Genomic DNA, 21,881 nt, shown 5'->3' on the forward strand with positions numbered 1-21,881 from the left:
CGGTGCCTGCGGGCCGGCCCGTTTAGGGCTGGGCGCCGTCAGCGCCGCCCTTGCCGTCGGCCCCGTTCCCCGACCCCGGTGCGGGCAGGTCGGTGCCGTGCACATCGAAGTCGCCGACCAGGTGCGCGTCGGCGATCTGGTCCTGCGGTGCGACGGTTTCGGGTGCGGGTTCGCCAGCTTCGTTGGCTTCATCCCGCTCCTTTTTCGAGGTCACCGGCGGAAGGGCGTGGACCGGCCGGGAGTCTTTGGACAGCCACACGTCCCGCAGATCCCGTTTGCGGATCTCGGTGAAGACCTCGGCAATCTCCGCCTGGTTGAGGGTTTCCCGCTCCAGCAATTCCAGCGCCACCCGGTCCAGGACGTCGCGGTTCTCGGTGAGGATCTCGTACGCCTCATCGTGCGCGTTGTCGATCAGCCGGCGGATCTCCTCGTCCACGATGTACGCAATGTGGTCCGAGTAGTTCCGTTCGTGGCCCATGTCCCGGCCCAGGAAGGGCTCTCCGCCGGCCTGACCGAGCTTCACCGAACCGATCCGCTCGCTCATGCCGTACTGGGTCACCATCTTGCGGGCGGTGGCGGTCGCCTTCTCGATGTCGTTCGACGCACCGGTTGACGGGTCGTGGAACACGATTTCCTCGGCGACCCTGCCGCCCATGGCGTAGGCCAACTGGTCGAGCAGTTCGTTGCGGGTAATCGAGTATTTGTCGTCGCTGGGCAGCACCATGGTGTACCCCAGCGCCCGGCCGCGCGGGAGGATAGTGACTTTGGTGACAGGGTCGGTGTTGCGCAGGGCTGCCGCGACGAGTGCGTGCCCACCCTCGTGGTAGGCGGTGATCTTCCGTTCCAGTTCCTTCATCACCCGGCTGCGTTTCTGCGGCCCGGCAATGACGCGGTCGATTGATTCATCGAGGGCGCGGTCGTCGATCAGCTGGGCGTTCGAGCGCGCTGTGAGCAGCGCCGCCTCGTTGAGGACGTTGGCGAGATCGGCCCCGGTGAAACCTGGGGTCTTTTTGGCTACCGACCGGAGGTCCACGTCGGGCGCCATGGGCTTGCCCTGTGAGTGAACGGTCAGGATGTGCTCGCGGCCCAGCATGTCAGGCGCTTCGACGCCGATCTGCCGGTCGAAACGCCCCGGCCGCAGGAGGGCGGGGTCGAGGACGTCCGGACGGTTGGTGGCGGCGATGAGGATGACGTTGGAGGTGGCATCAAAACCGTCCATCTCGACCAGGAGCTGGTTCAGTGTCTGCTCCCGCTCGTCGTTTCCGCCGCCGACACCGGCGCCACGGTGGCGTCCGACGGCGTCAATCTCGTCGACGAAGATGATGGCCGGGGCGTTGGCTTTGGCCTGCTCGAACAGGTCGCGTACGCGTGATGCGCCGACGCCGACGAACATTTCGACGAAGTCGGACCCTGAGATGGAGTAGAACGGCACTCCTGCCTCGCCGGCCACAGCCCGGGCCAGCAGGGTCTTTCCGGTGCCCGGCGGACCGTACAGCAGCACGCCCTTCGGGATTTTGGCGCCGAGGGCCTGGAACTTCGCGGGTTCCTGCAGGAATTCCTTGATCTCGTGGAGTTCCTCGACTGCTTCGTCGGCGCCTGCCACATCGTTGAATGTGACCTGGGGCATGTCCTTGGAGACGAGCTTCGCCTTGGACTTGCCGAACTGCATCACCTTCGACCCGCCGCCCTGCATCCGGGAAAGCAGGAACCAGAAAATGGCGCCGATGATCAGGAGCGGCAGGAGCAGCCCCAGCAGGCTGGTGAACCAGTTGCTTTCGGCGGGCTGGTCCGTGAACCCTTCAACGTCCGAGGTGTTGATCGCCGCCACAACGTCTTCGGCACGTGCAGTGCTGAAGAAGAACTGGACGCTGCGGCCCATGTCCTCGTAGTCCTCGCGCAGAGTCAGGTCGACGCGCTGGTCGCCGTCGTAGATCTTCGCCTGCTCCACCTGGTTGTCGTTCAGGAGGTCGAGGCCCACGTTGGTGTCCACCCGTGAGCTACTGGTGCTGAACAGGTTGGGCAGGATGATCAGGAGCGCCACGACGGCGAGCACAATCCAGAAGATGGGCCCCTTGAAAAGGTTCTTAAATTTCATTCGTCTCAGGGTTGCGAGACCCTGTCCCTCCTGCTTAACGAGTCAAATATCGCTGACGTCACGCGGCGGGCGCGCAAGGAAAGCTACACAAGCTTTACACCGTCTGCACACAACCACGCACCAAATCACCCATAAGTTCCCTATGGGCGGACAGACTTCGCCTGCGTCGAGGCGCCCGTGGCCGGGTGGGACTACTCGTAGACGTGCGGGGCGAGGGTGCCGATGAAGTCAAGGTTGCGGTACTTTTCAGCGAAGTCCAGGCCGTAGCCGACGACGAACTCGTTGGGAATGTTATAGCCGACGTATTTCACATCGATGCTGACCTTCGCGGCCTCGGGCTTCCGCAGCAGGGTACAGATTTCCACTGAGGCCGGTCCGCGGGACTGCAGGTTGGACTTCAACCAGGACAGGGTCAGCCCGGAATCGATGATGTCCTCAACGATGAGCACGTGCTTGCCCATCAGGTCGGTTTCGAGGTCCTTGAGGATCCGGACGACGCCCGAGGACTGGGTACCCGACCCATAGGACGACACGGCCATCCAATCCATCGTGACGTGGGAGTGAAGCGCACGCGCAAGGTCCGCCATGACCATCACCGCGCCCTTCAGGACACCGACGATGAGGAGGTCCCTGCCGGCGTAGTCGGCGTCGATCTGGGCTGCCAACTCGGCGACGCGCTGCTGGATTTCCTCTTTCGTATAGAGAACGTGCTTAAGGTCGTCCTGGACGTCCTGTGAATCCACCAATTGCTCCTGAAGGTTTGGATGGTGCGGCACCGACGGCTGGGGGAAGCACGCGGTTGTTTCTAAAGACAAGACTGCCATAGCTTGGGTCCCCTTGGGGAACGGATTTGCCGCGCACCTGGCGGTGCACGCTCACGCCACCGCCGAGCTGCACCGGGCCGGCGGAGCCCCGCCGCTCAAGCAGGGTCTCAGCCGCCCGGATCCGCTCAAAACTTGGCTGCTCCCCGCCGAGCCGGACGGCGGCGAGCGCCAGGACCCGTTGCCGCAGGGATGGCGGCAGGGACCGGAGCCCGTCCTCGGCGAGGAGGATGTCGGCTCCGTCGGCAACGTGCAGGTCGTCATACATGGTGAGGCTCAGCTGGTCCAGGTAGTCGGCGTCCTGCGCCAGGATACGGGAACTGCGATACAGCGCACGGGCCACACCGGGTCCCAGTTGGTCCTCCAGATAGGGAAGCACCTGCGTCCTGACCCGGGAGCGGGCGAAGCTGGGGTCGGCGTTGGACGGGTCGTACCACGGCTGGAGGCCCTCGAACCGGCAGATCTCCACCGTCTCCTCCCGTCGGAGCCCCAGGAACGGGCGCAGGTAGAGCCCCCGCTGCGCCGGCATGCCGGCCAGGGACCTGGTCCCTGACCCCCGGGCGAGTCCCAGCAGCACCTGCTCCGCCTGGTCATCGAGCGTATGGCCGAGGAGGACCGCCGACGCCCCCAGGTCGGTGGCCGCGGCATCCAGTGCTTCGAAGCGCGCGGTCCGTGCCGCGGCCTCCGGCCCCATTCCCCGACCGTCCACCGCGACGGCGCGGACGCCGACCGGCTCCAGGCCCATCGCCGTCAGCGCCAGCGCTGCCTGAGCCGCCACCGCTGCACTGCCGGGCTGGAGCCCGTGATCCACCACTACTGCGCCAACCCGGTACTCGCCGGAGCGCGCCGTGTGGGCGGCAACCGAGGCCAGGGCCAGGGAATCGGGGCCACCGCTGCAGGCCACCAGGATGAGAGACCCGGCAGGGGTTCCGCTGGCCTCAAGGGCGTGGCGGAGAAGGTTGCGTGCATTGGCAACCACCGGGCTGAGCCGGGGACGCCTAACCACCGTTGGGCAGTCCCATTCGGGTGATCCACTTGTCGGGTGCGTGGATTTCCTCTTCGGTGGGGAGGTGCTCGGCGCTGAGCCAGACGCTGTTGAACCCTTCCATGCCGACCCGGTCCACTACCCGGCGGACAAACCGCGCGCCGTCACTGTACTGCCGCATTTTGGCATCCAGCCCCAGCACCCGGCGCAGGAACTTCTCCAGCGGGCCGCGGGACTTTCCCCTCGCATTGAACCGGCGTCGGATGGTTTTGACGCTGGGGACAATGCTCGAGTCGACGGCGTCCATCACCACGTTGGCGTGCCCTTCGAGCAGGCTCATGACGGCCGTGAGGTGGGACATCCGCGCCTTGTCCTGTGGGTCCTGCAGCAGGGAGAGGATCCCGTTGTCGCCGTAAGGGTGCTGGTTGTCGGCGCCGGGGTGGCCCTCGCCGGAGGACCGTCCCCCACTGGTGAGGCCCTTCGCGGCTTTGGCCAGCCGCTCGGAGAGGCCGTCCGCCTTGTCCAGCAGGCCCCCGGTGAGTTCGGAGATATGTGCCAGCATGTGGTCTTTGAGCCACGGCGCTGCAGCGAACTGCACCCGGTGCGTTTGCTCATGCAGGCACACCCAGAGCCGGAAGTCGGCGGGATCCACGTTCAGCTCACGCTCGACAGCCAGAATGTTGGGGGCAACCAGCATCAGCCGGCCGCCGGTGCCGTTCCTGGCGGGGCCGAAGGGATCGTACTGCCCTAACACTTTCGACGAGAGGAAGGCCAGGATGGCGCCGAACTGGGCGCCGGTGACTGTGCCGCCGAGGGCAGCGCTGGCGGTACTGAGTTCGTCTTTCCTGGTGCGTGCAAGGTGCTCCAGTGCCGGCGCCATCATGGCCTGGAAACTTTGGGTGTTGGCTTTGGCCCACGATGCCCTGTCAACGATGAGCAGATCGGAGTCCCGCAGGTCCCGGGCGGCGTCGAGCCCGGTGATCTGATGCACATAGCCGATTGAGGCGTCTGCTGCCGCGCGCAGGTCGGCCACTACTGCCGCAATCTCGCTGGCACTCACCTGAGGCCCGGCAGAGGTCAGCTTGGCGGCGCTGGACGCCGCAAGGTCCCAGTTAATGAGTTGGGCCGGCGCCTTGTGTCGGACGGTGGACGAAGGGTTGCTCTCCATGGGGTCCATTCGATCACACTAGCCTGTGAGGAAAGCTGCAGCTATCTGCAGCCGCAGGCGGCTAGTAGGGCGGCTGCCTGGTCGATAGCGGTCCGTGCAGCGAGGGTGTTTCCCTCCAGGCCTCCGGCGATCAGGGAGAACACCAGCAGCCGTCCATCCGCTGTCACCACGTACCCGCTGAGCGCCGTCACCGCGTTGAGTGTTCCCGTTTTCGCCCTGACCAGGCCGGCACCATCGGCGGCTGGGCCCTGCGGCTCGTACCTGTCCTGCAGGGTGCCTGAGAGTCCGGCGATCGGCAGACCAGCCAGGACGGAGGCCAGACCCTGGTCCTCCGAGACGGCCAGCGCGCGCACCACTGCTGCGAGCTGCGCCGGGGACACCGCGTTCCGGGGGGATAGCCCGGCAGCGTCGCTGACCACCAGCCCCTCCGTTGCCACACCCAGCTGGTTCATGACGCTCACCATGGTGTCGGTGGCACCGCCGAAGGACGCCGGCTGGCCAGCCGCCCGCGCTGCCAGCCGGGCCAGGGACTCGGCAAGATAGTTGTCGCTCGTCAGCAGCAGGTGTTCCACCTGCTCGGCGACGGTTGCCGACTCAACGGCGGCGAGCTGGACGCCGTCGTCGGGGGCCTGCGAACGGATGACCCCGGCCGTCACCTCGATGCCCAGTTCACTGCCGGCGGCGGCGAACGCGTCGCTGAATACCGTAGCGGCGTCGAGGGCCGCGTCGGGTGTCCGAGCGCCCTGGGAAGCACCCTCGGTGACCCATGACGAGTTGATGGCCAGCGGGAAGATGGGTGCGATCTCACCGGTAGCCACGTCCCCGGGCAGCCAGCCGGCGTTCAGGGTGGGTCCGACAAACAGGGTGTCGTCCAGGAGGATGGAGAACGGGGCGTCGGCCGGGTCGACGGCGGCGAGGGTTTCCTCGGCGAGGGTCTGCAGCCCAGCCCGTCCGACGACCGTCCCAGGATCGGATCTCCCGGCGGACAGCAGCACGTCCCCGCCTGCCACCAGCACCAGCTCGCTGGCCTGCTCCCCACCGACCACCGTTGTCTCAAGCCTGCGGTTCGGGTCGATTTTGGCCAGCACAGTAGCGGCAGTCAGCAGTTTCTGGTTGGATGCCGGCAACTGAAGCTTGTCCGAGTCCCTGTCAAAGAGGACATCGCCGGACTCAGCGTCCAGCACCACCCCGGAGAACCCGCCCGGTCCGTCCAGCGAGAGTTCCGCGTCAAGGGCGGCAGCCAGGAGGTCGGAGGTTGGCTGCGGTGCCGCCGGATCGAGGGCAGTGACGTGGGCGGGAGGCGTGAGCGTCGACGGCGGCAGCTGACGTGGGTCGGTAGTGGGTTCCGGCGTGGGCTCGGGCACCTCAAACGCCCCGATCACCGACGGTACGGCGGCAAAACCAAGGGGCACGGCAAGGATTGCGAACACCGCAACCAGCAGGGCTGCAGTGATCACACGAGCGCTACGGAGCATGCGGATACCCCCATCGGTGATCGGTCGAACTGGTTCGAACCCACGGGATGCGCCCCAAACCTATATGTTTAAGACTAGACCGACGCGGCAGCCCTTGCGGCATACCGCCGCGCGCTGCCCCACAGGATTCCACAGGAGAGTGCCATGAACCTCGACGTCACCATCGAGATCCCCAAAGGATCACGCGTCAAGTATGAAATCGACCACGAGACGCATCGGCTGCGCCTTGACCGTGTCCTCTTCACCTCGATGCAGTACCCCACCCACTACGGCTACTTCGAGAACACCCTCGGTGAGGATGGCGATCCGCTCGACGCCATGGTGATGCTGCAGGATTTTGACCTGATTCCCGGCGTTCTGGTGGAATCCCGCCCCATCGGCGTGTTCAACATGACCGACGACGGCGGCGGCGACGCGAAGGTCCTGTGCGTTCCCACCGACCCCCGCTTCGAGCACATCAAGGACCTCTCGGATGTGTCGCCGTTCCTGCTGGACGAGATCAAGCACTTCTTTGAGCGGTACAAGGATCTTGAGCCCGGCAAGTGGGTTGAGGCAGCGGACTGGGCCGACCGCGAAGCGGCCGAAGCCGAGGTTGAAGCCTCGCTGAAGCGTTTCCAGGAGCTCGGCGAACAGCGGGAAGAGGACGAGCCGCAGGGCCGCTAGACCCAGAACCGAAAACAACGGTTATCGGTTGATTAGAGCGTTGTAGAGCATGGTTTCAGGCATACTGAAGCCATGCTCTACGTTTTAACGATCAACCAGCGTGACTCCCGCGAGGTGGGGGATCTGGTCAATGATCTGCTGCGCGGGCTACGTCACGTCGACGCCGTGGTGCCGTTCCAGCGCTCGACGGGCGACGAGGTCCAGGGGGTAGTCGACAACGCTTCGACAGCAGTCGACGTCGCCCTGACCGCCCTCCGGCACCGGCGTTGGCACGTTGGTATCGGCGTCGGCGGAGTCAATCCACCGATCCCCGGAAACATCCTCGAAGCCCAGGGCTATGGGTTGGTCTACGCGCGCCGCGCCGTCACCCGGGCCCAGAAAACGGGTGAACGTATTCCGCTCGCCGTTGAGGGGCCTGATCCCGAGGTGGCGGCCGAGGCTGAGGCGGTACTGCGCCTCCTTGGTCAGATTGTGTTCACCAGGACGGAAGCCGAGTGGAATGTTCTTGACCTGTTGACTCCCGGCGCCAGGGGGCAGCAGCGGCTGATTGCCGCTGAACTGGGGATTACCACCCAGGCTGTCAGCAAGGCAGTGGTCAGATCACACTGGGTTGAAGAGTGGGCCACCCGGCCTGCGGCTGCGAGGCTCCTCGACCTCACTGCCGGGCCGGCCGCGTTGCCGCCGTCGACGTTGCCGTATACCCCTGGCTCCTAGACCAGGGTGCGGAGGACCTTGGCGGCACCGTCGTCGTCCACGCTGGCTGTCACCTCGGTTGCCGCGGCCAGCACCTCGACCGGCGACTGACCCATCGCAACACCGCGGGCTGCCCAGGCCAGCATCTCGATATCGTTGCGCCCGTCCCCCAGGGCAACGGTGTGCGACGGGTCAATGTCCAGGCGGCGACGCAACAGCTCGAGGGCACTCGCCTTGGTGACGCCGGCCGCCGCGATGTCCAACCAGGCCGTCCACCCCACCGAATAGGTGACACCGTGGAGGCCGATTGCCTCGACTGCCTCACCGAACTGCTCAGCGGTGCTGTCAGTACTGAACACCACGACCCGGACCGCTGCGGCGTCGAGCATGTCCTCAAAGTCGACGGTGCGGGTCTGGGCGCCGAAGCTCGCATCATCAAACGGTTCAGTGGCGAGGAAGTTCCCCTCGTCATCCTCGAGCGCGTATTTGGCGGTCGGCAGGCGTTCCCGCAGCGCAACGAGAGCCGGTCGGGGGTCGAAGGTGACGCGGTCAATGATCTCAAAACCCTGTGGCAGGGTGGGATCGATGCGGAGGGTGACCCCGCCGTTGGAGCACACGCTGTAGCCGCGCGTGAGCCCGATCTGTTCCATGATGGGCAGTGCAGCACCAAGCGAGCGGCCGGTGGCGATGATGACCTCATGCCCGGCGTCGACGACGGCCCGGGCGGCGTGACGTACCTCATCGGTCATTCTTCCCTGGTGATCAACCAGCGTGCCGTCGACGTCGAGCGCGATGAGTTTCCGGTGGGGCTGCTGGTCCTCGGTGCCGGCAGGATTAAATTCTTTCATTACCCCAGTGAACCAGATTCGCCGCGTGGCGGGGTAGGCAGCGTCAGGAGGCGCCGAGCACCGGCAACACGTCGAGTCCGCCGAGGTACGGCCTGAGCGCCTGCGGCACTGTCACCGAGCCGTCGGCATTCTGGTGGTGTTCCAGGATCGCGACAATCCAGCGGGTGGTGGCAAGGGTTCCGTTGAGTGTCGCGACCGCGCGGGTGCCCTTCTGCCCCTCGGGCTGCCGTTCACGTATGTTCAGTCGGCGCGCCTGGAACGTGGTGCAGTTGGAGGTGGAGGTGAGTTCGCGGTACGCCCCCTGGGTGGGGACCCACGCCTCGCAGTCGAACTTGCGGGCCGCGGACATTCCCAGGTCCCCAGCGGCCGTGTCGATGACCCGGTAGGGCAGCTCCACCTTGGCGAGCATTTCCTCTTCCCACGCCAGCATCCTGGCGTGCTCCGCGTAGGACTCCTCCTCGGTGGTGTAGGCAAACATTTCGACCTTGTTGAACTGGTGCACCCTGATGATTCCCCGGGTGTCCTTGCCATGCGAGCCGGCTTCACGGCGGTAGCAGGAGGACCAGCCGGCGTATCGGACCGGGCCCGCTGACAGGTCGAGGATCTCGTCGGAGTGGTAGCCGGCCATGGCCACCTCCGAGGTTCCCACCAGGTACAGATCATCTTCGGCGAGGCGGTAGATCTCGGCATCATGGGCCACATCGAAACCGGTGCCCTGCATGATTTCGGGGCGAACCAGGGTGGGGGTGATCATGGGGGTGAACCCGGCATGGACTGCCTGGTCCATGGCCATGTTGAGGAGCGCCAACTCCAGGCGGGCTCCGACGCCCTTGAGGAAGTAGAAGCGTGAGCCGGAGACCTTCGCTCCGCGTTCCATGTCGATGGCCCCGATGAGCTCGCCAATTTCCAGGTGATCCCGGGGGGCGAAGCCTTCGCCGGTGAAGTCCCGTGGTGCTCCGACGGTTTTGATGACCTCAAAGTCGTCCTCGCCGCCAGCTGGCACGCCGTCCTGGATGGCGTTGGGAAGACTGCGAAGAAGTGCTTCCTGCTCCTGACGGGCCGTCTCGGCCTCGGCTGCGGCAGCCTTCACCGAGGCAGCGAGCTCCTTGACCTCGGCGAGCAACGCCTGCTTCTCCTCACCCTTGGCCTGGGCGACGCGCTTGCCGAAGGCGTTCTGGTCTGCCCTCAGGGATTCGGCGCTGGTGACCACCTCCCGACGGCGGGAATCAGCCGAGATAATCGCATCGACCAGGTCGACATCAGCACGCCGGGCGCGCTGTGACGTGCGGAATTTCTCGGGATTGTCGCGGAGTTCGTTAACATCGATCACGTGCCAACACTATCAATGGCACGGCGTGACGATGCCCCTACCTCTCAGCGGGGCGATACCCTGAGGGACATCATGCAACTTCGCCTGATAGTCCTGATTGCTTTGGCCCTGGTCGCGGGCGGTTCCGTAGCGAGCTGGCTGGGCGTACGACGGCTGCATTTCCGCAAACCGCCGGCTCCCGACGCGGCGCCTCCCCTCCCCGCACCGACCGGTCGGCAGCGGGTGGCCCTCGTGGTGCACCCGGGGAAGTTCAATGCGGGGCTGGCCCGCGACCTGGTCGAGGTGGCTTGTGCTGAGGCTGGCTGGGACCCGCCCCTGGTTTTCGAGACCACGGTCCTGGACCCGGGCTTCGGGCAGGCCTGCCAGGCGCTTGAGGCGGGGGCCGACGTCGTCGTCGCCGCCGGTGGGGACGGGACGGTCCGGGCCGTAGCCCGGGCGATGGCGCACCAGACGGCCGTGCTGGGACTGATCCCGCTGGGGACGGGGAACCTGCTGGCCAGGAATCTTGGCATTCCGGTAGCGGATCTGGCGGCGCGTGTCAGCGACGCCCTCCATGGTGGGGGACGGCGGATCGATATGGGACGCGTCGAACTGCTGAACAACAGGACCGGCTCACGCACCGGGCACGTGTTCCTCGTGATGGGCGGGGTGGGCCTGGATGCAGTGGTTGTCGCGGCGACCCGGGACGTCCTGAAGGAAAAGGTGGGGTGGCTGGCCTATAGCGAGGCGGGCTTCCGTAGCCTGCCGGGTAGACGCCAGCGGATGGGAATCAGCCTCGACGGGCAGCCAACGCAGAGCCGGACGGTCCACAGCGTGCTGTTCGCCAACTGCGGGAGGCTTCCGGGCGGGATCGAGCTGATCCCCGATTCGACGCTCGATGATGGCTTCCTGGATGTGGTGGTGATCAGTCCGCGGAGCATCCTCGGGTGGATCTGGATGGGGGCGAAAATTGTGCTCCGTCCCCGGAGCGTCATCCCGGTGATCAACTACTATCAGGCACGGAGCGTCACCGTCACTGTGTCAGAACCGACAGAGACCCAGCTCGACGGGGACCTGGCGGGGGTTGTCACGTCACTGACCGTCAGCATTGATCCTGGTGCACTGGTTGTCAGGTCATTTCCTGCACCCGATTCCCAGCGCACCAGACCACTGGTGCGGCGGGTTCGCGGCTAGCGGGAGCCGCCTTCGGTATCGGCATCGGTGTACTCACCCTGCGGGCCGGTACCGTCGGACGGGTCTTCCTCGACGTCGGTGTACTCACCCTCTTGCTCGGGGTCCTGTTCGCCGGTGAAACCCCCCTCGGTTGCGCTCTTCTTCTGCGCGCCGGTGTACCCGCCGCCGGGGACTGGCTCCAGGTTCTCGGTATCCGAGTCAGGGAAATCGCCCTTCGCCTGACTGTTGATGAGCTGCTGCTCCTCCGAGAACCGCAGATCGTTCGCCTGGTCTCCGGCGTCTCCGCGGTAGTTCTCGTCGGAGGCGGCTCCGCCACCCTCGTTAGGGCTGGTGTTTCGTCCTTCGTTAGCCTGCTCGCTCATGGTGCGCCTTTCGTTGAACGTTTGCGCCAACGCTGGCGCCTTGAGTGAAGCCTACTGACGAACCGGTTCCAGTGGGAAGGATCCTCACGCTTTAAGCAGCCCGCGAACAGCTTTCTCGGACGCCGAATAGCTGGCAATCTCGATAACTTCGCCTGCCATGAACCGATCGACCAGACGAGGGTCCACGTAGGAGCGTTTCGCGACGGCTGGAGTGTTACCGAGCCGCTCGGCCACCGCGCGCATGGTTGCTGCAACGGCCTTCTGTCGTGCGGTGCGGCTCGTGGCCAGGAGGTCGCTGCGCGCGAGGTCCATGGCTGCAACGACCGTCGCCTGCCAGGTGCGGAAGTCTTTGGCGGTGAAGCCCTCACCGGTGACCTGGCGGAGGAACCCGTTGAGCTGTGATGCATCGACGCGGTGCCATTCACCGTCTGCGGTCCGGTAGGCCAGGGCAGTGTCGGCTGGTTCGCGCTTGAGCATGGGCCGCATCGCTGCCGAAAGGTCAGCGTCCTCAATTGTCGATTCCCACTGTTGGCCGCTTTTCCCCGGAAATTCGAAGGTGATGACCGACCCCTTGATGCTGACGTGGTCAACCTGGAGGGTGGTCACCCCAAAGGAACCGTTGGCTTCGGCGTACTGTTCGGACCCGATCCGCAGCGACCCCGAATCGACAATCCGCAGCGCGGCGGCGAAGGCGCGCTCACGTGGGACGCCCCCGCTGCGCAGATGGGAGGTGATGACCCGCCGGGCTGCGGGCAGCTTCTCCCCGAATTCCAGGGCACGATCAAACTTTTCGCGGTCCTTCTTCTCCCGCCACGCCGTGTGATAGATGTACTGGCGGCGGCCTGCCGCGTCGGTGCCAAGGGACTGGATATGCCCGTTGGGGTACGGCGCAATCCAGACGTCCTGCCAGGCCGGCGGGATGGCCAGCTCCTTGATCCGCCGCAACTCGGCGGCATCACGCAGTGGTGTGCCGTCGGGTGTCCGGTAGCCAAAGCCCTTCCCATGCCGACGGCGGGTGATGCCCGGTTTTTCACAGTTACTGCGGCGAAGTCGAGGCATGGATGCCACCTGTCCGGATCGAGAAGATCAGCCTACTGCCTATCTGGGATCCGGTGGCGGGTGGGTGAGGCGACGCTAATCGCCCCTGAGGATCGAATCCACCCAGATCCGCGCCGCCCGGAACGCCTCATCGGAGGTATGCCGGGCCACCGAGTGTTCACGCCGGTCGGCCCTGGCGTAGGAGCCCAGGAACCGCAGGTGGGGGCTGATCCTGTGCAGCCCTTTCAGAGCGTCGGCCACCCGGGCATCAGCGATGTGTCCCTCGGCGTCAATGCTGAAGAAGTAGTCGCCAAGGAACTGGCCGGTGGGTCGGGATTCGATTCGGCTGAGGTTCACCCCGCGGGCGGCGAACTGGTCGAGAATTTCCATCAACGCCCCGGGGTGGTCCTCCGGTAGTGGAATAACCAGCGTCGTCTTGTCTGCCCCCGTGGGCTCGGGAAGCACGTTGGGCCGGCTGACCAGAATGAACCGGGTCACGGCGTCGGCCACGTCGCCAATATGGCTTCCCAGGACCTCCAGGCCCAACCGTTCGGCCACGAAAGGTGAGCAGATGGCCGCATCGTAGGGGCAGTCGGCGTCGAGAAGGCCCACTGCAGCCGCGGCAGTCGACGAACCCGGCATATATTCTGCATCTGGAATATGTTTGGCGGTCCACACCTGACATTGCGCCCAGGCGTGCCCATGGGTGGAAATGGTGCGCACCGCGGTCAACGGCGTCCCTGGTTTGGCCACCAGGACGAAGGTGATGGGAACCAGCACCTCGCGGATAATCCGGAGGGGATCGCCCTGCGCAATTGCGTCAAGGGTGGCGCTCACTCCGCCTTCCACCGAGTTTTCGATGGGAACCATGGCGGCGTCGATCGAACCGTCCCGTACCAGATCCAGTGCGGCGTTAACGGTCGGGGCGGGCACCCGGCGGGCGACATCGGCCCCGGGCACCTGCAGCAGGGCCGCCTCGGTGAAGGTCCCCTCGGGGCCGAGGAAGGTATAGGACGCCGGTGTGGTCATGGTTGTGGACTCACAGGACTGTGGGCGTCTGATCGGTGTCGGAGAGCATCGGGCGATCCGCCTCAAGCCACGCGCCCATCCCGCCGGCCACGTTGACTGCCGAGTACCCGTTGGCCACCAGCCACTGTGCGACTCGCTGGGAACGCCCGCCGGTCCGGCAGATCACATGCAGGTCAGCGTCGGGGTCAAGTTCATCCAGCCGGGCAGGAATCTGCTCCATCGGAATATGCAGTGCGCCGTCAATGTGGCCGGCCGCCCACTCGTAGTCTTCCCTGACGTCCACCACAACAGTGTTCTCGACGATTGAATCAATCGAGACATTCTCAGCCTCACTCATCACGCAGCCCCTTCCCATGGGTCGTATTCCGCCCAAGCCTATAGTGGAAGACGAGCCGTACCCACCATGCTGCACCCAACCGGGAGGTAACAATGCCAGCTGACCGCCCCACCATCCTCGCGACCTCTGGGGGGTACCGCAGGGGCCTCCGGGTCGACCTCGAATTCAATCTGCTCCTGCACCATGCAGTTGAACTGTCCGGTGTCACCGGGCGGGCCCCGCGGGTCACCTACGTGGGCACGGCTGGCGGAGACTCGAGGGAGTGGAACCAACGGTTTACCGAGGCCGCGCGGATTGCAGGCTTTGACGCAGCGTGCCTGAACCTGTTCACCATGCCGAACATCGATCCGATGGAGGATCACCTGCTGTCGCAGGACGTGGTGTGGGTCGGCGGTGGATCGGTGGCCAACCTGCTGGCCGTCTGGCGCGTCCATACCCTCGACCAGCTCTTCCACCGGGCCTGGCAATCCGGGGTGGTCCTTGGCGGGGTTTCCGCCGGGTCGTTGTGCTGGTTCCAGGGTGGAGCGACTGATTCCTTCGGTCCTGACCTGCAGCCAGTCACCAACGGGCTGGGCTTCCTCCCCTACGGCAACGGCGTGCATTACGACTCAGAGGAGCGCAGACGTCCGCTCATCCACCGGATGGTCGCCGACGGCACACTCGGAGAAACCCATTGCACCGACGACGGCGTGGGCCTGGTGTATCACGGCACCACCCTGGTGGAGGCAGTCAGCGAAACCCCGGGCAAGGGCGCCTACATTGTCCGTGCCGGCGCCGGGGAAAGCGTCGATGCGGTTGCCGTCGAGGAGCGTATGGAGCCCCGGCTGCTGGGACAGATCCAGTGACGGCGCTCCACGACCTGACCGCGCTGGCCCAGAGGGACGCGATCGCGCGCGGCGAACTGGGCTCCCGCGAATTGACCTCCCACTACCTCAGCCGGATTGGAGAGCTCAATCCCCGATTGGGGTCCTTCATCACCATCACCGCTGACCAGGCTCTCCGGGAGGCCGATGCAGCGGACAGCCGTCAGGCGTCGTCGGCACGTTCGGGCGGTCACCTGCCGGTGCTCCATGGCATGCCGTTGGCGCACAAGGACCTGACCGACGTCGCTGGCGTCCTGACCACCTACGGCACGGCGGCGATGGACCCTGTGCTGGCGACAACGGACTCTCCACTGGCAGCCATTCTGCGTTCAGCTGGGGGCATCAGTCTCGGCAAGACCCAGGTGCCCGAATTCGGGCTCAGCTGCCACAGCGAAAACACGATTGCCCCGCCAGCCAGGAACCCGCTTGATCCGTCGCTTAGCCCCGGCGGATCGTCCGGCGGCAGCGCTGCGGCCGTCGCCGCCGGAATGATTCCGTTTGCGCCGGGCAGCGATGGCGGCGGATCAGTGCGCATTCCCGCTTCAGCGACCGGCCTGATCGGGTTGAAACCCAACCGGGGGCGAATTCCGTCCCTTTCCGGGCAAGCGGACCTGGGCCAGTTCGTGGTGGCCGGGCCCCTGGCCCGGACCACCGCCGACGCTGCGCTGCTCCTGGATGCGATGGTGGCCGAACCAAACCACCGGGCCACCAGCGCGGTGCCGGGATCGACATCATTCCTCGACGCCGCCCTGCGGGCGGACGGGACGTTCCGGATCGGGGCAAGCACAGTCTCCCCCTTCGCCAGCGCCTATGACATTGTCCTGGACCCCGCGGCGCAGGCTGCCTACGAGCTGGGCATCGCCGCCCTGGGCGCCGCCGGCCATGATGTGGTCGACGCCGACATCAGCTACGACCCCCGCTACCACGAGGCCTTCCAGCTGGTCTGGACCGCAGCATTGGCAACCGCACCCATCCCGCCGGACCGCGAGGCACTGCTCAGCCCGCTCGCCCGTGACATGCGGCGCCGTGCCCTGGGTCGCAGCGCGGCCGACCTGGTCGCCGCCGTCGACACGCTTCGGCAGTTTGAGCAGCAGACCATTGCCGACTACTCGCGGTATGACCTCATTCTGACGCCAGCGCTAGGCCAGACGCCCCGCCCGATCGGGTGGTACGAGTCAGATGAGGGTGATGTCGATTACATGAAACAGTGCCAGTACTCGCCCTTTACGTCGATGGTGAACGTGTGTGGACTGCCGGCGATCACCCTGCCCACCCTGACCACCGACGGTGGTCTTTCCATGGGAATCCAGCTGATCGGACGCCCCAGCGCTGAGGCTCAGCTGCTGGCGGTTTCGGCGCAGCTTGAGGCGCGGGGCGCCTGAACGTAACGGCTGCGGCGTCGGCCGGGTCCGTTTCAGTAGCCAAAGGCCCGTGGCACCATGGGATAAATGACCACATCATCTGAGACGTCCGCCCGTCCGGCGGAAAGAACATTCATGGGCCACCCCCGAATGTTGGCCAATCTGTTCAGTATCGAACTGTGGGAGCGCTTCTCCTTCTACGGGATGCAGGCCATCCTCCTGCTGTACATGACCTACAGCGTCACCGAGGGTGGGCTGGCGATCAACCAGGGCGTTGCCGCTGGCCTGGTCGGGGCGTACGGCGGCGGGGTCTACCTCTCTACCATCCTCGGCGCCTGGCTGGCCGACCGGGTCCTGGGGTCTGAAAAGGTCCTGTTCTACTCGGCAATCATGATCATGCTCGGCCACATCGCCCTGGCTGTGCTGCCCGGCGGCGCGGGTCTGACGGTGGGCCTGATCCTCGTGGGCATCGGCTCCGGCGGGCTGAAAGCCAACGCCACCTCGCTGGTCGGCACCCTGTACCGGCAGGGGGATGAACGGCGCGACGCCGGCTTCTCCATCTTCTATATGGGCATCAACCTCGGCGCCCTGATCGGCCCGCTGATCACTGGTTGGCTGCAGCAAAGCTGGGGCTTCCACGTGGGCTTCGGTGCTGCGGCAGTGGGGATGGGCATCGGGCTGGTGCAGTACACGCTGACCCGGAAGAGCCTCCCCCGGGAATCGCATGCGGTGGAGAACCCGCTGCCATCCTCCGAGTACCGCAAGTGGCTGCTGATCGCCGTCGCCTTCCTGATCGCCGTCGCGGTGGCCATCCTGACCGGTGCGGTCACCCCCGACAACCTGGCGGACCTGATGGCCTATGCGGCGATCATCGCCACAGTCGCCTACTTCACGGTGATCCTGCGCAGCCCCAAGGTCAGCGCCCTGGAACGCCGCCGGGTGTATTCGTTCATGCCGCTGTTCCTCGCGAGCGCGGCGTTCTGGGCCCTGTTCCAGCAGCAGTTCACTGTGGTGCTCCTGTACTCGGAGCAGAGCCTCAACCGGGAAATCCTCGGTTGGACCATGCCGGCCGCCTGGGTGCAATCCATCAACCCGGCGTTCATCATCCTGTTTGCGGCGGTCTTCGCGACGCTGTGGACCAAGCTGGGATCCCGGCAGCCGTCGTCGCCGCTCAAGTTCGCCCTTGGCCTGATCTTCATGGGTATCGCCTTCCTGATGTTCATTCCGTTCTCGGGCGGTGGCGCGAACAGCACACCGCTGCTGGCGCTGGCCATGATCCTGCTGTTCTTCACGTTCGCCGAGCTGTTCCTCTCCCCGATTGGCCTCTCGGTGGCCACCAAGCTGGCGCCGGACACGTTCAGGACCCAAATGGTGGCCCTGAACTTCCTGTCCATTTCCCTGGGCACCACGGTGTCGGGCATCCTGGCTGGCTACTACGACCAGGACAACGAGATTCCCTACTTCTCCTTCAGCGGGACTACCGCGATCGTGCTGGGCCTCCTCCTAGTCGCAGCAACTCCAGCAATCAAGAAGCTGATGTCCGGGGTCCGGTAGCCCACCCTTTGGCCGAACGGCGTCCGTCCCTGCACCGGGGCGGGCGCCGTCGTCGTTGTGGCAGGTGCTGCGGGCCCCGGCCGGTATTGCGCGCCGCCGTGTCATGAATAAGACTGTTACTCACCGGTAACCCGCAATGATCGAAGGAGATCACGTGCCCAACCTCGCCAACAACCTCGCGTCGACTGCCCTGGTGCACCCGGACGCGGTGGGCATCAAGCTCGACGACGTCGAACTCACCTTTGCCGCATTGGACGGGTGGAGTCAGCGGGTATCCCGGCTGCTGGCGCAGAAGGGCGTACGGCGTGGGGACCGGGTGGCGTTGATCATGCCGAATATTCCACAGATGGCATTTATCTACTACGGCGTCCTACGCTTCGGTGCGGTGGTGGTTCCCCTCAACCCCCTGCTGAAGGCCCGCGAGGTGGCCTACCACCTGACCGACTCAGGTGCGCGGCTGGTGTTTGCCTGGGAGGGAATTGTCGCTGAGGCAACGAAGGGCGCGGAACAGTCGGCTGACGATCAGGGCGGCGCGCTGGAGGTCATCGCTGTCGATGGGGCGACGTTCATGCAGCAGTTGGGAGCCGTAGAACCGGACCCTGTGGTCGCAACAGTTGATGCTGATGACACTGCGGTTTTGCTCTACACCTCGGGGACCACCGGCCGGCCCAAGGGCGCGGCGCTGACCCACTCCAATCTGCACCGCAACACCGAGATATCGCGGGACCTGATGGGCACGAAAGTAGGAGACGTGCTCTTCGGCGGGCTCCCGTTCTTCCATATTTTCGGGCAGACCTGTGCGTTGAATGCGGCGATGCTGACCGGCGCCACGGTGACGCTACTCCCCCGGTTCGAGCCCGGGAAGGCACTGGAGATCATCGCACGCGACCACGTGACGATCTTCGAGGGTGTTCCCACCATGTATATCGCCATGCTGCGGCATCCGTCGGTGGCCGGGACCGACCTGTCATCGCTGCGCGTGGCCGTGTCGGGCGGGTCGGCGCTTCCGGTCGAGGTGCTTCACGAGTTTGAACGGGTCTTCACTGCTGAACTGCTTGAGGGGTACGGCCTGTCCGAGACATCACCGATTGTCAGCTTCAACAGGCGCGGGACGGTCCGCAAACCGGGTTCGATCGGGACCCCTGTGGACGGCGTCGAGGTGCGGATGGTGGACACTGACGGACTGGAGGTGCCCACCGGCGAGGTGGGTGAGCTTGCTGTTCGGGGTCACTGCGTGATGAAGGGGTATTGGAACAACGCCGATGCCACGGCTGCTGCCATCCCTGACGGCTGGTTCCGCACCGGTGATCTGGCACGGTTCGACGAGGACGGGGCGATCTTCATTGTCGACAGGAAGAAGGACGTCATCCTCCGCGGGGGTTACAACGTCTACCCGCGCGAGGTGGAAGAGGCGCTCTACGAGCACCCCGCCGTCGCGGAAGCCGCAGTCATCGGCGTTCCGGACGACCTTCAGGGTGAGGAGATTGTTGCGGTGGTGGGCATCAAGGCCGAACTCGCGCCGGCTGACGACGACGCCAGGGAACGGCTGAGCTCCGAAATCCTCGAATTCGCCAAGGAGCGGGTTGCCGCGTACAAGTACCCCCGCAGGGTGGTGCTCGTGGAGGCCCTCCCCAAGGGGCCGACGGGAAAGATCCTCAAACGCGAGATCCAGGTCTAGCGGCCGGGCTGCCTGCCTGACCGGAGGTCGCGGGGAACGGGCAGGGAGGCCCATCATGAGCGCACCAGGTGACCAGACCGCCAGGGTGTTGCGCGCCTGGGAACGGAACGCCGGGACCTACGACCGGCAGATCGCCTTCCTGGACCGGGTTTGGTTTGGGGGCGGCCGCGAATGGCTGGGTGCCCGGGCAGCTGGCCGGGTCCTGGAGGTTGCCATTGGTACGGGACTGAGCCTTCCTCACCTTCCGAATGATGTGCAGGTGACCGGGGTTGACCTCAGCCCGGCCATGCTCGCAGTCGCAGTTGACCGTGCACAACGGTTGGGCCGCGACGCGGACCTGCGGGTAGCCGACGCCGAACAGTTGCCGTTCGACGACAACTCATTCGATACCGTGATCTGTGGACTGTCGCTCTGCGGGATTCCCGCTCCGGAGGCCGCCATCCATGAGGCCTGGCGGGTACTGGTGCCCGGCGGGAGGCTACTCCTCCTCGATCACGTGGCCAGCACCTGGCCCCCGGTGTACGTGCTGCAATGGCTGCTGGAACGGTTCACGATCCGGGCCGCCGGCGAACACTTCACCCGCCGCCAGCTACCCCTCGTGCGCGCTGCCGGGTTCACCGTGGTCGAGGTGGAACGCCTCAAGGCAGGCACCATTGAAAGGATCAACGCCCGTAAGCCCTCAGCTGGTGGACCGGGGCGCTGAAACACGCAGCGCATTTGTGGCCCGGGGCTGTAATAGTCACGGTTCTTTGGCATGCTGTAGCAATGGCAAACCGAGCGGGCACAGTCGCCCTCCCCAGCGATCTCGTCAATATTTCCTCTCTTCTGGACGCGTATTTCGACGTTGTCCCGGACCTGAGCAACCCTGCACAGCGGGTGGCGTTTGGCACGTCGGGTCACCGCGGGTCCTCCCTGAAGGCGTCGTTCAACGAGGGGCACATCGCTGCGATCACCCAGGCGATCGTCGAATACCGGGCGGGGCAGGGCATCACCGGCCCCCTGTTCATGGGGCGGGATACCCATGCGCTGTCCGAACCGGCCCAGCAGACGGCCCTTGAGGTCCTGGCCGCGAACCAGGTGACGGTCAAGGTGGACGCGCGCGGCGCCTACACCCCCACCCCTGCCGTCTCCCACGCGATCCTTGCCTACAACGCCCGCGGCGCGGATCAGGCCGACGGGATCGTCATCACCCCCTCGCACAATCCTCCCGGCGACGGCGGATTCAAGTACAACCCTCCGCACGGCGGCCCCGCGGACTCGGACGCGACCAACTGGATCGCCGACCGGGCCAACGCCCTGATGGAAGGCGGGCTCCGCGAGGTTCGGCGCGTCCCCGCAAGCCAGGCGCTACAGGCGGAGGGCATCGGCTCCTACGACTTCCTGCAGCACTACGTCGAGGACCTGCCCACCGTCCTCAACCTTGACGCCATCCGGGCATCCGGACTGCATATCGGCGCCGATCCCATGGGCGGGGCGGCAGTCGATTACTGGGGTGCCATCGGTGAAACCCACAACCTCAACCTGACCGTGGTCAACCCTGCCGTCGACCCCCAATGGGCGTTCATGACGCTCGACTGGGACGAAAAGATCAGGATGGACTGCTCCTCCCCGTCGGCCATGGCCTCCCTGATTGCACGGTCGTCGGAGTTTGATATCTCCACCGGGAACGACGCCGACGCCGACCGGCACGGGATCGTCACCCCCGATGCGGGGCTCATGAACCCCAACCACTACCTTGCCGTGGCCATTGACTACCTCTACCGGAACCGTCCGCAATGGCGGGCGGACGCCGTCGTCGGGAAAACCCTTGTTTCGTCGTCGATCATTGACCGGGTGGCCGCCGAGCTGGGACGGTCCCTCGAAGAGGTCCCCGTGGGCTTCAAGTGGTTTGTACCGGGCCTGCTCTCCGGCGGCCTCGCCTTCGGTGGGGAGGAATCTGCTGGAGCGTCGTTCCTGCGCCACGATGGTGGGCCCTGGACCACCGACAAGGACGGCATTCTGCTGGCCTTGCTGGCCTCCGAAATCACTGCTGTCACCGGACGCACGCCGTCGCAGCACTACACCGGCTTGACCGACCGCTTCGGCTCGCCCGTCTATGCCCGGATCGACGCGGCGGCGTCGAGGGAGCAGAAGGCAGCGCTGGGGAAGCTATCCCCGTCGGATGTCTCGGCCACCACCCTCGCCGGCGAGGCCATCACCGCCCGGCTGACCACCGCGCCGGGCAACGGGGCGTCGATCGGTGGGCTGAAAGTCACCACCGAGAACGCGTGGTTCGCTGCCCGCCCGTCGGGGACCGAGGACGTGTACAAGATCTACGCCGAGTCCTTCAAGGGTGCCGACCACCTGGTGCAGGTCCAGGCTGAGGCAAAGGCCCTGGTCGACGGGGTCATCGGCGGCTAACCCCGTGG

20 protein-coding genes are annotated in these 21,881 nt (G+C 65.6%); 9 read left to right on the forward strand and 11 right to left on the reverse strand.

Annotated features, from left to right (window positions below):
• Window positions 1-22: 22 nt before the first annotated feature.
• From ftsH to dacB, 5 genes are all read right to left on the reverse strand, one after another.
• Entirely contained in the window at window positions 23-2,095 is a 2,073-nt protein-coding gene (gene ftsH, locus IWX62_RS01325; RefSeq protein WP_196839556.1) for an ATP-dependent zinc metalloprotease FtsH, read from the reverse strand.
• 191 nt (window positions 2,096-2,286) lie between these two features.
• Window positions 2,287-2,838: a hypoxanthine phosphoribosyltransferase gene (gene hpt / locus IWX62_RS01330; RefSeq protein WP_196839557.1), complete on the reverse strand. Its 552-nt coding sequence runs from the start codon at window positions 2,836-2,838 to the stop codon at window positions 2,287-2,289.
• Window positions 2,807-3,895 (reverse strand): tRNA lysidine(34) synthetase TilS, encoded by a 1,089-nt coding sequence (tilS, locus tag IWX62_RS01335; RefSeq protein ID WP_196839558.1) that lies wholly within the window; start codon window positions 3,893-3,895, stop codon window positions 2,807-2,809. The genes hpt and tilS overlap by 32 nt, the downstream gene beginning before the upstream one ends.
• Window positions 3,896-3,914: 19 nt before the next feature.
• Window positions 3,915-5,069 (reverse strand): zinc-dependent metalloprotease, encoded by a 1,155-nt coding sequence (locus IWX62_RS01340; protein ID WP_196839836.1) that lies wholly within the window; start codon window positions 5,067-5,069, stop codon window positions 3,915-3,917.
• Between the two features lie 41 nt (window positions 5,070-5,110).
• Window positions 5,111-6,544, reverse strand: coding sequence for a D-alanyl-D-alanine carboxypeptidase/D-alanyl-D-alanine endopeptidase (gene dacB, locus IWX62_RS01345; RefSeq protein WP_196839559.1), 1,434 nt, complete (start codon window positions 6,542-6,544; stop codon window positions 5,111-5,113).
• A gap of 144 nt (window positions 6,545-6,688) precedes the next feature.
• Between dacB and IWX62_RS01350 the strand changes: the two genes are divergently transcribed.
• A complete protein-coding gene (locus IWX62_RS01350) occupies window positions 6,689-7,207 on the forward strand; it encodes an inorganic diphosphatase (RefSeq protein WP_196839560.1) in 519 nt (172 codons plus the stop codon).
• A 72-nt stretch (window positions 7,208-7,279) separates the two neighbouring features.
• Window positions 7,280-7,921, forward strand: a complete 642-nt coding sequence (locus IWX62_RS01355; protein ID WP_196839561.1) for a hypothetical protein — start codon at window positions 7,280-7,282, stop codon at window positions 7,919-7,921.
• Here IWX62_RS01355 and IWX62_RS01360 read toward each other — a convergent pair.
• Entirely contained in the window at window positions 7,918-8,748 is an 831-nt protein-coding gene (locus tag IWX62_RS01360) for an HAD family hydrolase (RefSeq protein WP_196839562.1), read from the reverse strand. The genes IWX62_RS01355 and IWX62_RS01360 overlap by 4 nt on opposite strands.
• A 43-nt stretch (window positions 8,749-8,791) precedes the next feature.
• Window positions 8,792-10,078, reverse strand: a complete 1,287-nt coding sequence (serS, locus tag IWX62_RS01365) for a serine--tRNA ligase (protein ID WP_196839563.1) — start codon at window positions 10,076-10,078, stop codon at window positions 8,792-8,794.
• Here serS and IWX62_RS01370 point away from each other — a divergent pair, their 5' ends adjacent.
• On the forward strand, window positions 10,079-11,251 hold the full coding sequence (locus IWX62_RS01370) for a diacylglycerol/lipid kinase family protein (protein ID WP_333483134.1): 1,173 nt from the start codon (window positions 10,079-10,081) through the stop codon (window positions 11,249-11,251).
• Here the strand turns inward: IWX62_RS01370 and IWX62_RS01375 are convergent.
• The 4 genes from IWX62_RS01375 to IWX62_RS01390 form a co-directional block, all read right to left on the reverse strand.
• Entirely contained in the window at window positions 11,248-11,613 is a 366-nt protein-coding gene (locus IWX62_RS01375; protein WP_196839564.1) for a hypothetical protein, read from the reverse strand. The two genes, IWX62_RS01370 and IWX62_RS01375, sit on opposite strands and share 4 nt — an antisense overlap.
• Before the next feature lie 84 nt (window positions 11,614-11,697).
• The gene (locus IWX62_RS01380) at window positions 11,698-12,672 is read right to left on the reverse strand and encodes a DNA topoisomerase IB (RefSeq protein WP_196839565.1); all 975 of its coding nucleotides are present in this window, start codon (window positions 12,670-12,672) and stop codon (window positions 11,698-11,700) included.
• 75 nt (window positions 12,673-12,747) lie between these two features.
• Window positions 12,748-13,680 carry a prephenate dehydratase gene (pheA, locus tag IWX62_RS01385; protein WP_196839566.1) on the reverse strand — a complete coding sequence of 311 codons (933 nt, stop codon included), beginning with the start codon at window positions 13,678-13,680 and terminating at the stop codon, window positions 12,748-12,750.
• Window positions 13,681-13,690: 10 nt separating this feature from the next.
• Window positions 13,691-14,017, reverse strand: coding sequence for a rhodanese-like domain-containing protein (locus tag IWX62_RS01390; protein ID WP_196839567.1), 327 nt, complete (start codon window positions 14,015-14,017; stop codon window positions 13,691-13,693).
• A 92-nt stretch (window positions 14,018-14,109) separates the two neighbouring features.
• Between IWX62_RS01390 and IWX62_RS01395 the strand changes: the two genes are divergently transcribed.
• The 6 genes from IWX62_RS01395 (at window position 14,110) to pgm (ending at window position 21,873) form a co-directional block, all read left to right on the forward strand.
• Window positions 14,110-14,862, forward strand: a complete 753-nt coding sequence (locus IWX62_RS01395; protein ID WP_196839568.1) for a Type 1 glutamine amidotransferase-like domain-containing protein — start codon at window positions 14,110-14,112, stop codon at window positions 14,860-14,862.
• Window positions 14,859-16,262, forward strand: coding sequence for an amidase (locus IWX62_RS01400; RefSeq protein ID WP_196839569.1), 1,404 nt, complete (start codon window positions 14,859-14,861; stop codon window positions 16,260-16,262). Before IWX62_RS01395 ends, IWX62_RS01400 begins: the two co-directional genes overlap by 4 nt.
• Window positions 16,263-16,328: 66 nt before the next feature.
• The gene (locus IWX62_RS01405; protein ID WP_196839570.1) at window positions 16,329-17,795 is read left to right on the forward strand and encodes a peptide MFS transporter; all 1,467 of its coding nucleotides are present in this window, start codon (window positions 16,329-16,331) and stop codon (window positions 17,793-17,795) included.
• 154 nt (window positions 17,796-17,949) lie between these two features.
• Entirely contained in the window at window positions 17,950-19,473 is a 1,524-nt protein-coding gene (locus tag IWX62_RS01410) for a long-chain-fatty-acid--CoA ligase (protein ID WP_196839571.1), read from the forward strand.
• A gap of 55 nt (window positions 19,474-19,528) precedes the next feature.
• On the forward strand, window positions 19,529-20,176 hold the full coding sequence (locus IWX62_RS01415) for a class I SAM-dependent methyltransferase (RefSeq protein ID WP_196839572.1): 648 nt from the start codon (window positions 19,529-19,531) through the stop codon (window positions 20,174-20,176).
• A gap of 62 nt (window positions 20,177-20,238) precedes the next feature.
• A complete protein-coding gene (gene pgm, locus IWX62_RS01420; protein WP_196839573.1) occupies window positions 20,239-21,873 on the forward strand; it encodes a phosphoglucomutase (alpha-D-glucose-1,6-bisphosphate-dependent) in 1,635 nt (544 codons plus the stop codon).
• Window positions 21,874-21,881: the final 8 nt, after the last annotated feature.

It is taken from the genome of Arthrobacter sp. CAN_A1, assembly GCF_015751665.1.
GTDB lineage: Bacteria > Actinomycetota > Actinomycetes > Actinomycetales > Micrococcaceae > Arthrobacter_D.

Excerpts from the sequence above, each read along its gene's own strand:
- ftsH (WP_196839556.1), bottom strand. The coding sequence starts at position 2,095 with ATGAAATTTAAGAACCTTTTCAAGGGGCCCATCTTCTGGATTGTGCTC.
- IWX62_RS01340 (WP_196839836.1), bottom strand. The coding sequence starts at position 5,069 with ATGGAGAGCAACCCTTCGTCCACCGTCCGACACAAGGCGCCGGCCCAA.
- dacB (WP_196839559.1), bottom strand. The coding sequence starts at position 6,544 with ATGCTCCGTAGCGCTCGTGTGATCACTGCAGCCCTGCTGGTTGCGGTG.
- IWX62_RS01350 (WP_196839560.1), top strand. The coding sequence starts at position 6,689 with ATGAACCTCGACGTCACCATCGAGATCCCCAAAGGATCACGCGTCAAG.
- IWX62_RS01355 (WP_196839561.1), top strand. The coding sequence starts at position 7,280 with ATGCTCTACGTTTTAACGATCAACCAGCGTGACTCCCGCGAGGTGGGG.
- IWX62_RS01360 (WP_196839562.1), bottom strand. The coding sequence starts at position 8,748 with ATGAAAGAATTTAATCCTGCCGGCACCGAGGACCAGCAGCCCCACCGG.
- IWX62_RS01375 (WP_196839564.1), bottom strand. The coding sequence starts at position 11,613 with ATGAGCGAGCAGGCTAACGAAGGACGAAACACCAGCCCTAACGAGGGT.
- IWX62_RS01380 (WP_196839565.1), bottom strand. The coding sequence starts at position 12,672 with ATGCCTCGACTTCGCCGCAGTAACTGTGAAAAACCGGGCATCACCCGC.
- pheA (WP_196839566.1), bottom strand. The coding sequence starts at position 13,680 with ATGACCACACCGGCGTCCTATACCTTCCTCGGCCCCGAGGGGACCTTC.
- IWX62_RS01390 (WP_196839567.1), bottom strand. The coding sequence starts at position 14,017 with ATGAGTGAGGCTGAGAATGTCTCGATTGATTCAATCGTCGAGAACACT.
- IWX62_RS01395 (WP_196839568.1), top strand. The coding sequence starts at position 14,110 with ATGCCAGCTGACCGCCCCACCATCCTCGCGACCTCTGGGGGGTACCGC.
- IWX62_RS01405 (WP_196839570.1), top strand. The coding sequence starts at position 16,329 with ATGACCACATCATCTGAGACGTCCGCCCGTCCGGCGGAAAGAACATTC.
- IWX62_RS01415 (WP_196839572.1), top strand. The coding sequence starts at position 19,529 with ATGAGCGCACCAGGTGACCAGACCGCCAGGGTGTTGCGCGCCTGGGAA.
- pgm (WP_196839573.1), top strand. The coding sequence starts at position 20,239 with ATGGCAAACCGAGCGGGCACAGTCGCCCTCCCCAGCGATCTCGTCAAT.